The organism is Micromonospora maris AB-18-032 (genome assembly GCF_000204155.1).
Classification (GTDB): Bacteria; Actinomycetota; Actinomycetes; order Mycobacteriales; family Micromonosporaceae; genus Micromonospora; species Micromonospora gifhornensis.
Genome location: NC_015434.1, coordinates 3,274,757 through 3,288,983 on the forward strand (window position 1 = coordinate 3,274,757; position 14,227 = coordinate 3,288,983).

General features: G+C 71.2%; 13 protein-coding genes. 8 read left to right on the forward strand and 5 right to left on the reverse strand.

Going from position 1 to position 14,227, the window contains the following annotated elements:
- Positions 1-26: 26 nt before the first annotated feature.
- The 4 genes from VAB18032_RS14510 (at position 27) to VAB18032_RS14525 (ending at position 3,924) form a co-directional block, all read left to right on the forward strand.
- Positions 27-1,040, forward strand: coding sequence for a WxL protein peptidoglycan domain-containing protein (locus VAB18032_RS14510; protein ID WP_013733606.1), 1,014 nt, complete (start codon positions 27-29; stop codon positions 1,038-1,040).
- Positions 1,037-1,855, forward strand: a complete 819-nt coding sequence (locus VAB18032_RS14515) for a hypothetical protein (RefSeq protein WP_013733607.1) — start codon at positions 1,037-1,039, stop codon at positions 1,853-1,855. Before VAB18032_RS14510 ends, VAB18032_RS14515 begins: the two co-directional genes overlap by 4 nt.
- A gap of 50 nt (positions 1,856-1,905) precedes the next feature.
- Positions 1,906-2,826: an arginase family protein gene (locus tag VAB18032_RS14520; protein ID WP_232510803.1), complete on the forward strand. Its 921-nt coding sequence runs from the start codon at positions 1,906-1,908 to the stop codon at positions 2,824-2,826.
- A gap of 99 nt (positions 2,827-2,925) precedes the next feature.
- Positions 2,926-3,924, forward strand: a complete 999-nt coding sequence (locus VAB18032_RS14525; RefSeq protein ID WP_043720713.1) for a DUF5954 family protein — start codon at positions 2,926-2,928, stop codon at positions 3,922-3,924.
- Between the two features lie 62 nt (positions 3,925-3,986).
- Here VAB18032_RS14525 and VAB18032_RS14530 read toward each other — a convergent pair whose 3' ends face one another.
- Positions 3,987-4,697 carry a TetR/AcrR family transcriptional regulator gene (locus VAB18032_RS14530; protein WP_013733610.1) on the reverse strand — a complete coding sequence of 237 codons (711 nt, stop codon included), beginning with the start codon at positions 4,695-4,697 and terminating at the stop codon, positions 3,987-3,989.
- Positions 4,698-4,816: 119 nt separating this feature from the next.
- On the opposite strand from VAB18032_RS14530, the gene VAB18032_RS14535 reads away from it, so the two are divergent.
- From VAB18032_RS14535 to VAB18032_RS14550, 4 genes are all read left to right on the forward strand, one after another.
- Positions 4,817-5,800: an NAD(P)-dependent alcohol dehydrogenase gene (locus tag VAB18032_RS14535; RefSeq protein WP_013733611.1), complete on the forward strand. Its 984-nt coding sequence runs from the start codon at positions 4,817-4,819 to the stop codon at positions 5,798-5,800.
- A gap of 52 nt (positions 5,801-5,852) precedes the next feature.
- Positions 5,853-6,215: a metalloregulator ArsR/SmtB family transcription factor gene (locus tag VAB18032_RS14540; protein ID WP_043720718.1), complete on the forward strand. Its 363-nt coding sequence runs from the start codon at positions 5,853-5,855 to the stop codon at positions 6,213-6,215.
- Positions 6,212-6,715 carry an SRPBCC family protein gene (locus tag VAB18032_RS14545; RefSeq protein WP_013733613.1) on the forward strand — a complete coding sequence of 168 codons (504 nt, stop codon included), beginning with the start codon at positions 6,212-6,214 and terminating at the stop codon, positions 6,713-6,715. Before VAB18032_RS14540 ends, VAB18032_RS14545 begins: the two co-directional genes overlap by 4 nt.
- A gap of 140 nt (positions 6,716-6,855) precedes the next feature.
- Complete coding sequence (locus VAB18032_RS14550; protein ID WP_013733614.1) at positions 6,856-9,117, forward strand: catalase; 2,262 nt, start codon at positions 6,856-6,858, stop codon at positions 9,115-9,117.
- 119 nt (positions 9,118-9,236) lie between these two features.
- Here VAB18032_RS14550 and VAB18032_RS14555 read toward each other — a convergent pair whose 3' ends face one another.
- From VAB18032_RS14555 to VAB18032_RS14570, 4 genes are all read right to left on the reverse strand, one after another.
- Complete coding sequence (locus tag VAB18032_RS14555) at positions 9,237-10,496, reverse strand: cytochrome P450 (RefSeq protein WP_013733615.1); 1,260 nt, start codon at positions 10,494-10,496, stop codon at positions 9,237-9,239.
- 53 nt (positions 10,497-10,549) lie between these two features.
- Positions 10,550-11,038, reverse strand: coding sequence for a GNAT family N-acetyltransferase (locus VAB18032_RS14560; RefSeq protein ID WP_013733616.1), 489 nt, complete (start codon positions 11,036-11,038; stop codon positions 10,550-10,552).
- 23 nt (positions 11,039-11,061) lie between these two features.
- Complete coding sequence (rox, locus tag VAB18032_RS14565) at positions 11,062-12,486, reverse strand: rifampin monooxygenase (RefSeq protein ID WP_013733617.1); 1,425 nt, start codon at positions 12,484-12,486, stop codon at positions 11,062-11,064.
- A 205-nt stretch (positions 12,487-12,691) separates the two neighbouring features.
- Positions 12,692-13,972, reverse strand: coding sequence for a multidrug effflux MFS transporter (locus tag VAB18032_RS14570; RefSeq protein ID WP_013733618.1), 1,281 nt, complete (start codon positions 13,970-13,972; stop codon positions 12,692-12,694).
- Positions 13,973-14,227 lie beyond the last annotated feature (255 nt).

Consider the following 14,227-nt stretch of genomic DNA (forward strand, 5'->3'; position numbering starts at 1 on the left):
AAGGGCATCTTGTTGTGCGCAGATCGATGACGAGGTGCCCTTTCCCGCACCTGGTCGCCGCGACCGCGGTCCTCACCGTGCTCGCCACCGTCCTGACCGTAGGCCCGGCGGCCGCTCTCACCGCCGCGCCGGCCCCTACCCCGACCCCGAGCGCCACCGGCTTCACCTGGGCGGTGCAGCCCTCTGGCCCGTCCGGACCCACCGGGCGCAGCTACTTCGTCCACGACGCCGAGCCCGGCCAACGCATCGACGACCGGGTCGCCATCACCAACCTGAGCGAGCGCGCGATGACCTTCGCGGTGTACGGCGCGGACGCGTTCACCACCACCGACGGCGGGTTCGCCCTGCAACCGGCCAGCCGCCCCGCCACCGACGTGGGCGCCTGGACCACCTTCGCCGAACGGACCTACCGGGTGCCCGCCGGGGAACAGGTGATCGTGCCGTTCCAGCTCACCGTGCCGGCCAACGCCACGCCGGGCGACCATGCCGGCGGTGTGGTCGCCTCGGTTGCCCAGGTGCAGTCCGCCGGCGACGGGGGACAGGTCAACCTGGACCGCCGGGTCGCGGCCCGGATGTACCTGCGGGTGGCCGGTCCGGTCCGTCCCGGCCTCCAGGTCGAGGCGATGCGGATCGGCTACGACAACCCGCTCAACCCGTTCGGCACCGGCCCGGTCGTGGTCAGCTACCGGTTGCGCAACACCGGCAACACCCGGCTGACCGGCACCGCCCAGGTACGCCTGACCGCCCCGTTCGGCATTCGGCTGGCCCGCACCGAACCCGTCGACGTGCCCGAACTGCTGCCCGGCGCGGCGATCACCATCACCGAACAGATCAACGGTGTGGTACCCGCCGGTCGGCTGACCGCCGCCGTGGTGGTCGACCCGGCCACCCCCGACCAGATCCTGCCCACGGTGCGCCGTACCGCCGGCACCTGGGCCGTACCGTGGGTCTGGGCCGCCGTCCTGCTCACCGGTCTCGGCTGGCTGCTGGTCATCCGGCTGCGCTCGGCGCGGCGTCGACCGCCGACGGTCGAGACGTGAGGCTCTCGATTTCTGCTCTCGCCCTGGTCGCCGCGCTCGCCCTGGCCGGTGCCCCGGATCCCGGCCCTCAGGTCGGCGTGGACCGGGCCGAGGCGAAGCCGGGGGAGCAGGTGCTGGTCCGGCTCACCGGCTGGCCCGGCGGCACGGTCCGCATCGAGCTGTGTGGCGCGGGCACGCCGACACGCTGCGCGGTGGACAGTTCGGCGCAGATCCACCTGCCCGCTGGCGGCGCCGGTGGGACGCCGCTGACCGTCGTGGCACCACCCGGCGGTTGTCCCTGCCAGGTGCGGGTGACCACACTGGACAACTCGCTGTCGGCCACCGCGCCGCTGGTCGTCACCGGGGCACCCGCACCGGTCGATGACACCGTCCGGCAGGCGGCCACCCGGCCCCCGACCGTCCTCGCGGCGCATCTGGAGCGCGCCGACGGGTGGACCGCCCATTTCGGCGCGCCCGCCCGCCGGACGCTCGTGCTGCGACTGCGCAACGAGCAGCCCGCACCGGTGAACGTGGCCTGGTCGTTCAGCGTCGGTCGAGGCCCGGACCCGACCGGCTTCGTCACCCCACCCGAACCGGACGAATTCGCCGCTGGGGAGGAACGGGAGGTTCGCGTACCGGTCACCCTGCCGGCCTTCGCCGTCGGCACCTACCAGATCCATGGCGACATCGTCACCGCCGGGGCGACGAGCCGGGTGACGGCGAGCACCGACCACCAGCCATGGGGACTGGCCGGAATGCTCGGGTTCGTGCTGACCGCGCTGGCGGTGGTCCGGCCGCTCAAGGGTGCGTCGGCAGGATGGCGTAATCCGCGATGATGGCGGGCTGGCGGCCCCAGCGAGCGATTCGCGGCAGATGTTCGCGTACCGTGGGTGCCCGGATGTCGCTCTACGCTGGATCGATGCGATCGATCACGGTTCTTGACGCCCCGTCCAATCTCGGGTTGCGTGCCCCGGCCCCTGGTCTCGTCCCCGGGTGTTACAAGCTGGCCGGTGCGCTTCGCGATCAGCGTCTGCTCGACCGGCTCGGGGCGCACGACGGTGGCGTGGTCGTCCCGCCGCGCTACGACATCCGTGGCTGGCGGCCGGGGGACGGTGTACTCAACGCCGACGCCCTCGCGACGTACACGCGCCGACTCGCGGAGCGGGTGAACGTGGTCCTCGACAACGCGGGCTTCCTGATGCTGTTGGGCGGTGACTGTTCGATCCTTTTCGGGGCCGCGCTCGCGCTACGCCGACGTGGCCGCTACGGCATCGCCTACCTTGACGGTTCGATTGACTTCCGTCATACCGGCAACAGCACGTATGTGGGGGCGTCCGCAGGCGAGGGTACCGCCATCGTCACCGGCCGGGGTCAGCCGGACATTGCCGACATCGACGGGCTTGCGCCGTACTGCCGTGAGGACGATCTGGTTGTCCTGGGCGTCCGCGACTACGACGACCATCTCCACGAGGTGCGTGGTCTGGGCATCACGGTGCATACCGCGCCCGAGATCATCGCCGAGGGCCCTGTCCTGGTCGGCGATCGTGTGGCACAGGGACTTGCCGGCTGCGACGGCTACTTCGTACACCTCGACGCCGATGTGCTCGACCCTGCGGTGATGCCGGCCGCCGACGCGCCCGACCCCGGCGGCTTGGACCATCCGCATCTGGTGGAACTGCTCCGTCCGCTGCTCGCGAACCCAGCCTGTGTCGGCCTTGAGGTGACGATCTACGACCCGGACCTCGACCCGGACGGCCGCTACGCCGCCGCGCTCGTCGACACCCTGGTCGACGCCCTGCGAAGCTGATCGATCAGGAGCAGTGGGGCCTGTTCCGCCAACCCGTCGGGGAGATCGGTCGCCGTGTCGCGCGTGGCGGTCTGGCGTGTCGATCCGGGCGGTCACAGAATGCCATGTGTGGATGACGCAGAGCAGTTTCCGGGGGTGGTGATCCGGTTCCGGCGCCTGGACGATCCGGTCGCCGTGGTGACCGACCACGACGCCGTGCAACGCGCCGAGGCGTACCCGATCCTGCGCATCGGCGCTCCGCTGTTCGGTCACGCGATCGATCTCGGTGGCGGGCGGTGGCGGATCCACGGTCTCGTCGAGGACACTCCGCAGGCCGCCCGCGACGCCCTGGCCCACCGGCTGCGCGAACGACTCGTCACCGCCACCGACGCCGACCTGGTCGCCGAGTTGGCGGCGGTGGGTGAGGTGTTGGACTGGCAGAAGGTCGACGAGGTGACCGTCGGCGGGCGCCGGCACCGGGTGATCCGGGCCGACACCTTCGCCCGGTTCGGTCCGGCCGGGCCGGAGCCGCCACGCCCCACCGACCTGGATCCACGCCAGGCCGACACCTGTGACAGCTTCCTGGGCGGGGCCGACCTGATCGCCGATCCGGCCGCACCCACCGGCGTCGGCGCAGCGGTGTTGAAGGTCGAGCTGCTGCCCGCCCGCTACCCGAAGGCGGAGGTGTCGCCGGCCGCGTACGCCGACAGTGTCGCCGCCGTACGCTCACATCCCAACGGCGTGCTGCTGCCCACCCGCTACGCCGTGGCCGAGCAGGTGGCCGGCGTCTGGCAGCCGTCGAGCCGGGCGGTGGCCACCCCGCAGCAGGCCCGCGAGCTGATCCTCTTCGACTTCCGGTGGCTGACCCCGCGCATCGCCAACCCCGGCGAGGCGGCGGCCGCCGAGTACCGCCGCGCCGCCGACGACCTGGAAGCCAGCCGCGCCGACGAGGTGAGTGTGCGCGGCCGTCGGCTCCGGGTCATCCGCGTGGAGACGCTGCTGCGCTTCGCCGCCGACGGGCCCGAGCGGCCACGTCCCTCCGATCCGGACCCCGAGCCGCCACCCGAGGCGCACTTCGCCCGACTGCGCGCCGAGGGGCGGCTACCCGAGCCGGACTGACCACCACAGCCGGGACTGACCACCACAGCCGGACTGAGCGCCGCGGCCGGCACCGACCGTCCTCAGCGATGTGCTGACGTCCATCCCTGCTGCTGCAACCGTTCGATGCCGTCGAGCAGCAGGTCCAGCGCGAACTCGAACTCGAACTGGTCGTCGCAGCCGGATCCCACCACCGACGCGTCGTCGTGGGACGCCGCCGTGGCGATCTCCGCGAGGTGCGGGAACCGGGCCGCGACCTCCGGTGGCATGGCGGCCGGCTGCGGCGCGGTGCTCGGGCCGGACCGGCCGGCGTCGCGGGTGGTGTCGAACAGTTCCTGGCTGAAGCCGAGCACCCGGCTACCCATCGCGTGCATGACGTGGTGGGCGAGGTCGGCGGAGAGCCCGCCGGATCGCAGGGTGGCGACCACCGAGTCGAGGTAGCCCAGGATCGCCGGGGTCGCCATGTTCCGGGACTCGATCGCGAGCGCCGCCCAGGGATGGCGTTGCAACGCCGAGCGGGCCGACAGGATCCGTCCCCGGATGGCCTGCTTCCACTCGGTGTCGGGCATCGGCGTGTCGATCTCGCCGACCACCATGTCGATCATCGCGTCGAGTAGTTCGTCCTTGTTGGCCACGTGCTTGTAGAGCGCCATGGGCACCACACCCAGTTCCTGGGCGAGGTTGCGCATGCTGAGCGACCCGATCCCGGCGGCGTCGGCGAGCGCGATCGCGGTACGCAGGATCCGCTCCCTGCTCAGCGGCGTCCGCCGGGCCGTTCCTGCCTGCTCAGCCATCGTGATCCTCGTCTTCCGGGTGCCGGGAAAACCATAACCGCCTTGACAGGTGTACGGCGTACACCTACCGTAGGTCGCAGTGGTGTACGCCGTACACCCGCTGTAGAGGAGGAAGCGCGATGAGAGCGATCGTCCAGGACCGGTACGGCCCGCCCGAGACACTGCGACTCGCCGACGTCGACGTGCCGGTGCCCGCCGCCGGCGAGGTGCTCGTGCGCGTCGAGGCCGCCGCGCTCAACGCGTACGACTGGCACATCGTGCGCGGCGACCCCTGGATGTCCCGACTGGCCTTCGGCCCCGCGAAGCCTCGGGCCCGCATCCGTGGTCGCGACTTCGCCGGCCGGGTCAGCGCCGTCGGTCCCGACGTCCACCAGGTGCGCCCCGGCGACGCCGTCTTCGGTGACCTCGGCGACGCCAACGGCGCGTTCGCCGAGTACGTCTGCGTACCGGAGGCCCTGGTCGCGCCCGCGCCGACGAACCTGACCCCGCAGCAGGCTGCTGCCCTGCCGCTGGCCGGGGTGACCGCCCTCATGGGACTGTCCGACGTCGGACGGGTCGAGCCGGGTCAGCGGGTCCTCGTCAACGGCGCCTCCGGCGGCGTCGGCACCCTGGCCGTGCAACTGGCCAAGGCCCTCAGTGCGACCGTGACGGCGGTGTGCAGCACCCGCAACGTCGACCTGGTCCGTTCCCTCGGCGCCGACCACGTGGTCGACTACACCCGCGACGACTTCACCCGCGACGGCCGCCGCCACGACCTGGTGTTCGACCTGGTCGGCAACCGCTCACTGACCGCGCTGCGGCGCGCGGTGACCCCGACCGGGACGCTTGTGCTCTCCGGCGGCGGTGTCCACCGTCGGGGCAGCCTGCTCGGGCCGGTCTGGTTGCTGACCCGGGGGCGGCTGCTGGCTCCGGTCGTCGGGCAGCGCATCGCCATCCTCACCGCGACACCCAGCCGTGCCCACCTCGACACCCTCCGCGCGTACGTCGAGGCAGGCCGGCTCGCCCCGGTCATCGACCGGACCTACCCGCTGCACGAGGTGCCCCAGGCCATCGGCTACCTAGAAGGCGAACACGCCCGGGCGAAGGTGGTCATCACCATCTGAGCGGCCCGGTGTTCCGCTGGAAAACCCGTAACCCATCAGTTACGCTTTTGTGGTGGACAAGGTAGCCGCCGCCATCGCCGATCCGGTGCGCCGGCGGATCCTCGAACTGCTGCGGGAACGCCGGCTCACCGCCGGCCGGATCGCCGAGCACTTCGAGATCAGCCGACCCGCGGTCAGTCGCCACCTGCGCGTCCTGCGCGAGAGCGGCCTGGTGCGCGACACCCTGGTCGGCCGCGAGCGTCGCTACGAGTTGGACGCGACACGCTTCGACGAGCTGAATCGATGGCTGTCGCAGTTCGCGCAGCCCGAGCGCTGGGAGCGCCGGTTCGACGCGCTGGAGACCGAAGTTCACCGTACCCGCCGCGAGCGCCGCACCGGCCGCTCGCCCAACTCCCGCGAGGAGCGGACAGCGTGACACCCACACCGACCGGACGCCTCTTCGGCGCCGACCGCGGGACCGACCTGGTCATCACCCGCGAATTTCGCGCCCCCGTCGAGGACGTCTGGGCCAGCCTGACCGAACCTGATCGCACGGCCCGCTGGTACGGCCGCTGGGACGGCCACGCCGCGCCCGGGCGCAGCATCCGGGTGCAGATGGCCTTCGAGGAGGGGCAGCCGTGGTCCGAGCTACGGATCGACGCCTGCGAGCCGCCCCGCCGACTCGCCCTCTCCAGCCAGGACGAAGCCGGTGCCTGGCGGTGGGAGGTGCAGCTCACCCCGCACGGGGAGCGGACGGAACTGCGCTTCGTCCAGCACCTGGACACGGTCGAGGGCATCGGCGAGATCGGGCCCGGCTGGGAGTACTACCTGGATCGGCTGCTCGCCGTCCACAACGACACGACGATGCCGTCGTTCGACGACTACTACCCGGCCATGAAGACCTATTTCGATCAGCTGAGTCTGTCACCGCGCTGATCTCCTCCGCCGTCAGATGCCCGATCCGGCAGGTGTGATCGATTCGGCGGCGTCGAGTGCCTTCGGCCCGTTTTGTTCTCCCTGGCCAGGGTACCGCCCCTGGAGTCCGGTCGTTGTGCTCCAGGGAGGTACCTGCAGAGATGGAATCGCGTAACCCCGCCAAGGCGGTCAAGGACGTCGTGGAATCCGCGGCGGAGAAGGTCACCGAGGCGCTGACCCCGCAGGTGCCCGGTGCGCCGGGCAGCGCCCCGCCGTCCCTGGCGGAGCCGACCACCCCGCACGACCCGCTGCCACCCAAGCCCGAGCAGGGCGCCCCGCAGACCCGTACGCCCACCGGCGCGAAGACCGGCACGCCGCCGACGGCAAAGGGCCAGCAGGGTGCCTTCCTCACCACCGCGCAGGGGGCGCGGCTGCGCGACACCGACCACTCGCTGAAGGCGGGGCCCCGCGGGCCCGTCCTGCTCCAGGACCATCACCTGCGGGAGAAGATCACCCACTTCGACCACGAGCGCATCCCGGAGCGGGTCGTGCACGCCCGGGGCGCCGGCGCGCACGGGCTGTTCACCGCGTACGGCACCGCCGAGAACGTCACCCGGGCCGGCTTCCTGCGCAAGGGCCGCGAGACCGAGGTCTTCGTCCGCTTCTCCACCGTGCTCGGCTCGCGCGGTTCGGCCGACACGGTACGCGACACCCGTGGCTTCGCCACCAAGTTCTACACCGACGAGGGCACCTTCGACCTGGTCGCCAACAACATGCCGGTCTTCTTCATCCAGGACGCCATCAAGTTCCCCGACATCATCCACGCCGCCAAACCGCACCCGGACCGGGAGATCCCGCAGGCGCAGAGCGCCCACGACACCTTCTGGGACTTCGTCTCCCTGCACACCGAGGCACAGCACCACACCATGTGGAACATGTCCGACCGGGGCATCCCGCGCTCGTACCGGACCATGGAGGGCTTCGGCGTCCACACCTTCCGCATGGTCAACGCGGCGGGGGAGACGGCCTTGGTGAAGTTCCACTGGAAGCCGAAGCTGGGTGTGCACTCCCTGGTCTGGGAGGAGGCGCAGCTGCTCAACGGCATCGACCCGGACTTCCACCGCCGTGACCTCTACGACGCCATCGAGGCCGGCGCGTTCCCCGAGTGGGAACTCGGCATCCAGGTCTTCCCCGACACCCCGGAGGAGACGTTCGCCGGCATCGACCTGCTCGACCCGACCAAGATCGTGCCGGAGGAGCTCGCGCCGGTGCAGCCCATCGGCAAGCTGGTGCTCAACCGCACGCCCACGAACTTCTTCGCCGAGACCGAACAGGTCGCCTTCCACGTCGGCCACCTGCCACCGGGCATCGACGTCACGAACGATCCGCTGTTGCAGGGCCGCCTCTTCTCGTACGTCGACACGCAGCTGACCCGGCTGGCCGGGCCGAACTTCTCGCAGATCCCGATCAACCGGCCGCACGCCGCGGTCAACGACATGCTGCGTGACGGCTTCCACCAGCACGCCATTCACGCCGGGGTGGCACCGTACCGGCCGAACTCCCTCGACGGCGGCAACCCGTTCCCGGCCGGCGACGACGACCACCCGTTCATCGACGTACCCGTCCAGGTGGCCCAGGCTCCCAAGGTCCGGCAGAGCCCGGCGTCCTTCGACGATCACTTCAGCCAGGCCCGACTCTTCTGGTTGAGCATGTCCCCGGTCGAGCAGGAACACATCATCCGGGCCTACACCTTCGAGCTGGGCAAGTGCTACCACCAGGCGATCAAGGAACGGCAACTGCAATGCCTGGCCAACATCGACCCGGTGCTCTGCGCCCAGGTCGCCACCGGCCTGGGACTGCCCGCGCCGAAGCCGACCGTACCGCTGGCCGACGTCGAGCCCAGCCCCGCGCTCTCGCAGGTGGGCCGGCAGTGGCCGGTCGACGGCCGGACGATCGGCATCGTGGTGACCGACGACAGCGACCTCGACACCATTCACCAGGTGCGTCGCGCCGTCTTCGCCGCGGACATGGTGCCGCTGCTGATCGTCGGGCACGGCGGCATGATCGGCGATCTGCCGGTGCAGCGCACCTTCGCCACCGGCCGTTCGGTCGAGTTCGACGCGCTCCTGCTCGCCGCCGCACCGCCACCGGCCCCCGACGCGCTGCCCGCCCGGGACGCCAAGGCCGGCGCGGCCGACTCCGCCACCGTCGACCCCCGGGTGCTGCTCCTGGTCGAGGAGGTCTGGCGGCACGCCAAGGCGATCGGCGCCTGGGGTGCCGGCGTCACCGTCCTGGAGCAGGCCGGTGTCACCGCCAGTCCGGGTGTGGTCACCGGCGACTCCGGCGACGACGTCTTCGACGCTGTCCGGCAACTGATGACCCACCACCGGGTCTGGGAAAGGTTCCCCGCCTCGGTGTCCTGACCCCGCTGCCGACACGCATGTGAGGCCGCCCCCGCCGAATCCGGCGGGGGCGGCCTCACGTCTGCTTGCCGTCGCGGATCCAGCTGTCCATCCTCAGACGCGGTGCCGGAAGGAACTGGTCAGTGGGTGCTCAGCGGCGCGGCGCTGCGGGCGGGCACGGCCATCACCAGGCCGCTGACCGGCCGGGTCGGGATGCGGTGCAGCGGAATGTCCAGGTCCTGGGCGGGCACCTGGTGGTCGAGGCGGGCGAGCCGTACGGCCAGGGCCTTCAGCAGCGCGACGGTGATCTGCTCACCGGGGCAGCGGTGGCCGGTCCGCGGGTCGCCGCCGCCCTGCGGTACGAGGTCGAAGGCACCGATCTCCCGACCGACGAAGCGGTCCGGGTCGAACCGGTACGGGTCCGGCCAGAGTCGCGCGTCGTGGTTCTGGCCGTACAGGTCGAGCAGGACGATCGCGCCGGCCGGGATGTCGGTGCCCCGCCAGGTCAGGTCGGTCCTGGCCCGACCGCCGATGAAGGGCGCGAACGGGTAGAAGCGGCGCACCTCGTGGGCGAACGCCTCGGCGAAGACCGCGTCGCCCTGTCGGAGCCGGCCCCGGTGCTCGGGCCAGCGGTGCAGGGCGTGCCCGGCGAAGGTCACGAACCAGGTCACCGCGACCGTCGGTCGGATGATGTTGAGCAGTTCCACCGCGGCGATCTGCGGGTCGAGCAGCTCACCGTCGCTGTCCCGGTGCGCGGCCACCGCGGCCAGCGCCGCGCCCGGCGGCACGTCAAGCTCACCCCGCCGGACCTGGGTGACGATGTCGGCCAGCCAGCGCTCCCGACGTCCCCGCGCCCGGCGGGCCCGCCAGTGCCGGGGCCCGGCAGTGGCGAAGCCGTCGACCATCGCGACCAGGTCGGCCGCGAGTGCCGGAAGGTCCTGCGGCTGCACCGGGATGCCAGTCCACTCGCAGACCGCGCGGGCCAACACGGGGGCCGTCTCGTCGAACAACACCACCTGCCGCCCCGCCCAGGATCGCGTGGCCGCGTCCCACGCCGTCTCGGCCCGCTCCACCAGGCCGTCGTAGCCGCCGTTCATCAGTAGCGCGGTGAACATCGCCTTGCGCACCCGGTGCGGCTCGCCGTCGAGGGTGTGTACGGCGCCCTTGCCGAACAGTGTGCCGCGCAGCGGCTCGGGAATGGCGCCGTGCCGGCGGATGTGCTGCTCGTCGTAGAAGAACCGGGCGGCGTCGGGCCCGCGCAGCGCCACCGTGGTCTGACCGAGCAGACGGGTCCGCACCACGTCCTGCGGGCTGTGGCGCAGGCGGTTGGGCAGCCATCCGTAGCCCTGGATCGCGAGCGTCAGCGTGTCGTCCATGCGTCCCATCAGGTCAACCAGCATGAGGCTGGTCCTGCCCACTGCTGCCGTTGTCAAACCAGTAGCACCCGTTCACCTCACTGCTGCGCCACCAGGGTCTTCCGCATCTGCTGTGTGACCACCCGGTATCCCGAACTGCCGTACAGCCCGACGGCGCGGGCATTGTCACCGAAGACGTTGAGTTCGATGGCACCGACGCCGTGCCGGCGAACCGCGTCCTCACCGGCGGCGAGCAGCGCCCGCCCGTAGCCCGCCCCACGGTGGTCCGCGCCGATCTCGATGTCGTAGAGGAACGCGCAGTCCGGGACGCCACGCGGATGGGTGAGGCCGATCCACAACACCCCGATCGGTGTCCCGTCGCGGAGTTCACCGGTGAGGAACAGCATCCCGGGGGTGCCGAAACCCGCCGGCAGCAGGGCGTCGTTGCCCTGCTGGGCCAGTTCCTGGGCCTCCTCGGCGGGCCAGTTGCCGGCCGCCACCTGCGCGTCCGCGAAGGCCCGCACAATGCCGGCCCGCCACCGGTCGAACTCGGCCTCGGTCATCGATCGCACCGTCAGCTCAGACATGCGCGCGATGCTCGCACATCACGTCAATCGGTCGGGTCGCCGAACCAGCGCGGTAGCTGGCCCCGCAACTCCTGCTGATCGGCACCGGCCCAGGCGATGTGGCCGTCGGGCCGCAGCAGGACCGCGGTTACGTCCAGCTCGCCACTGGTGTCCACGACGTGGTCGACCCGGTCGGCCCAGCCGGCGACCGAGAGCCGGCCGGTCTGGTCGAGCAGCAGCCCACGACCGGTCCGGGTCAGCTCGTAGAGGCGTCCCCGGCCCAGCGGCACGTCCCGCATCCGCCGGCCCAGCAGGTCGTGCCCTGCGCCGAAGTCGTACCGGACGCCGATCGCGGTGATCTTCTCGGTCAGGTACCGGTTGACCTCCTCGAAGTCCATCAGCTCCGACAGCAGTCGGCGCAGCGACTGCGGGCCCGGCTCGGTGGAGAGCAACTCCATCTGCGCCCGGGTGTTGTCCAGCACGTCCGCGGCGACCGGATGCCGTTCGGTGTGGTAGCTGTCCAGCAGCCCTTCCGGGGCCCACCCGTTGACCTCGGCGGCCAGCTTCCAGCCGAGGTTTACCGCGTCCTGGATGCCGAGGTTGAGGCCCTGCCCGCCGGTCGGCGGGTGGATGTGCGCAGCGTCGCCGGCCAACAGCACCCGGTCCACCCGGTAACGCTCGGCCAGCCGGGTGGCGTCGCCGAAGCGAGACAGCCAGCGCGGTGAGTGCACACCGAAGTCGGTGCCCGCGTACGCCCGCAGTTGCTGTTTGAACTCGTCGAGCGTCGGCGCGACGGTCCGGTCGACTGCCACTTTCTCGGCGGGCACGATGACCCGGTAGACCCCGTTGCCGAGGGGCCCGAGACCGAACCGTTTCTGGGTCTTGCGGATCTCGGTGACCATGGCGACGATCGTGTCCAGCGGGGCATCCGCCTCCATCTCACCCAGCAGGGTGTCGACCCGGCTCGGTTCGCCGGGAAAACCAACCCCGAGCAGATTGCGTACGGTGCTGCGCCCGCCGTCACAGCCGACCAGGTAGCGTGCGCGCAGCTGGGTGCCGTCGGCCAGTTCGGCGGTGACGCCGTCCTCGTCCTGGCTCAACCCGACCAGTTCGCAGCCGCGCCGCAGGTCCGCGCCGACCGCGACCGCATGCTCGGCGAGCAGCCGGTCGGTGGTGGTCTGCGGAATGCCGAGCACGTACGCGTGCGCGCTGTCCAGCTCCGGCGCCGGCTTCTCGATCCCGGCGAAGAAGCCGCCGACCGGGTACCGCTGGCCGTGCGCGAGGAAGGTGTCCAGCAGCCCGCGCTGGTCCAACACCTCGATGCTGCGTACGTGCAGGCCGAGCGACCGGACGAACTTGGTCGGCTCCGAATCCTTCTCCAGTACGACGACCTGCACCCCGTGCAGCCGTAACTCGGCGGCCAGCATCAGGCCGGTCGGTCCGCCGCCCACAACGATCACGTCAAACATGCGCCGCCCATTCGGTGAAGGATTCGGCCACCAGTTCCTGCGGTTTCACTTGCACCGCAGGCGCTGCCATTTCCGCAGCTTGTGGCCTCGGGCGCAGAGTCTGCGCCATCACCGGGGTCTTGCCGCAAGACCCCCTGTGCGCTATAAGTTAAGAGTGGCAGGAAGCGATCCGCTTCCTGCTTTTCGCATTTCCCGGCCTTGATGGTCAGTGCAGCGCTACGGCCACCGGCTCCGCGTCCACCGCGGCGAGCTGGTCGGGCCGGGCCACGACGAGCAGGGCGATCAGTGCCGAGGCCAGGCCGCCGGCGATCACCGCGGCCATCGCCACCGCGCCGTTGCCGAGCACGCCGACCAGCGGCGCGGCCACCGCGCCGACGCCGAACTGCACCGCGCCGAGCAGAGCGGAGGCGGTGCCGGCCGCCTCGCCGTGCCGGCTGAGCGCCAACGCCGGCGCGTTCGGCAGCGCGAGGCCGGTCGCGGCCAGCACCAACCACAGCGCGGCCAGCAGCGCCGGCAGCCCGCCGAAACCGGTCAGGGCGAGCGCGACGAGCACCAGAGCGGCAGCGGTGCCCGCGAGCAGGGCGACCAGCAGGATCCGCTGCGGGGTGTAGCGGCGCAGCAGTCGTACGTTGCCCTGGGTGGCGGCGATCAGCCCGATGGCACCGGCACCGAAGGCGAGCCCGAACTGCTGCTCGTCCAGCCCGTACTGCTCCTGCATGACGAACGAGGACCCGGCGACGTAGGCGAACAGCGCCGCCATGGCCAGGCCGGCAACCATGATCAACCCGACGAAGGCGCGGTCGCGGAGCAGTCCACCGTAGAGCCGCACGATGTGCAGCGGCCCGCCGCGTTGCCGCTGCGCGGGCGGCAACGTCTCCGGCAGCCCCAACACGGCGACGAGCATCAGCAGTACGCCGAAGACGGCCAGCGCGGCGAAGACGCCACGCCACTGCGTCCACCGCAGCAGTTCGCTGCCGAGCGTGGGGGCGAGCACCGGCGCGGCACCCATCACCAGCAGCAGCCGGGACAGCGTCCGGGCGAATGCGATGCCGGTGAACAGGTCACGCACCACGGCCATGGCGATCACGGCGGCGGCCGCCGCGCCGAGACCCTGCACGACCCGCAGCGCCCCCAGCACGGTGACGTTCGGGGCGAGCGCGCAGCACACCGAGGCGACGATGTGCAGTGCGGTGCCGGCGATCAGCGGTGCCCTGCGGCCGACGGCGTCGGAGAGGGGACCGATCAGCAGCTGACCCAACGCGAGACCGATAAGCGTGCCGGTGAGGGTCAACTGGACCGCCGCCGAACTTGTCGCGAAGTCGTCGACGATCGCGGGCAGCGCCGGCAGGTACATGTCGATGGTCAGCGGCCCCACCGCGATCAGCGAGCCGAGGACGAGGATCAGCCGCAGGCGCTGCCGAGGGGTCATCAGGTCGCCGGGCATCACCGGCTGCGCCGGTGCCGTGGCCGTGTCGACTGAGGTCATCGGGTCGTCTCCACGAAACGGGCGGTCAGGGCAGTCAGCGGCGTGATCGTCACAACTGGCTGCAACCCGTGACCGGCGAGCTGATTCCCGCTGCGGACGTTGGTAACGCAGGTCACAGCCCTGCCGGAGAATGCCGCCCGAGCGGCCGGGCCGGCAGCACGAGGCACCACCTGGTAACTCTCCGCCACTGACCTGCCATGGGCCTTCAGGCGCGCCGAGCTGTTCCTCTTCAACCTATCTGCCTAGGATGCTCTA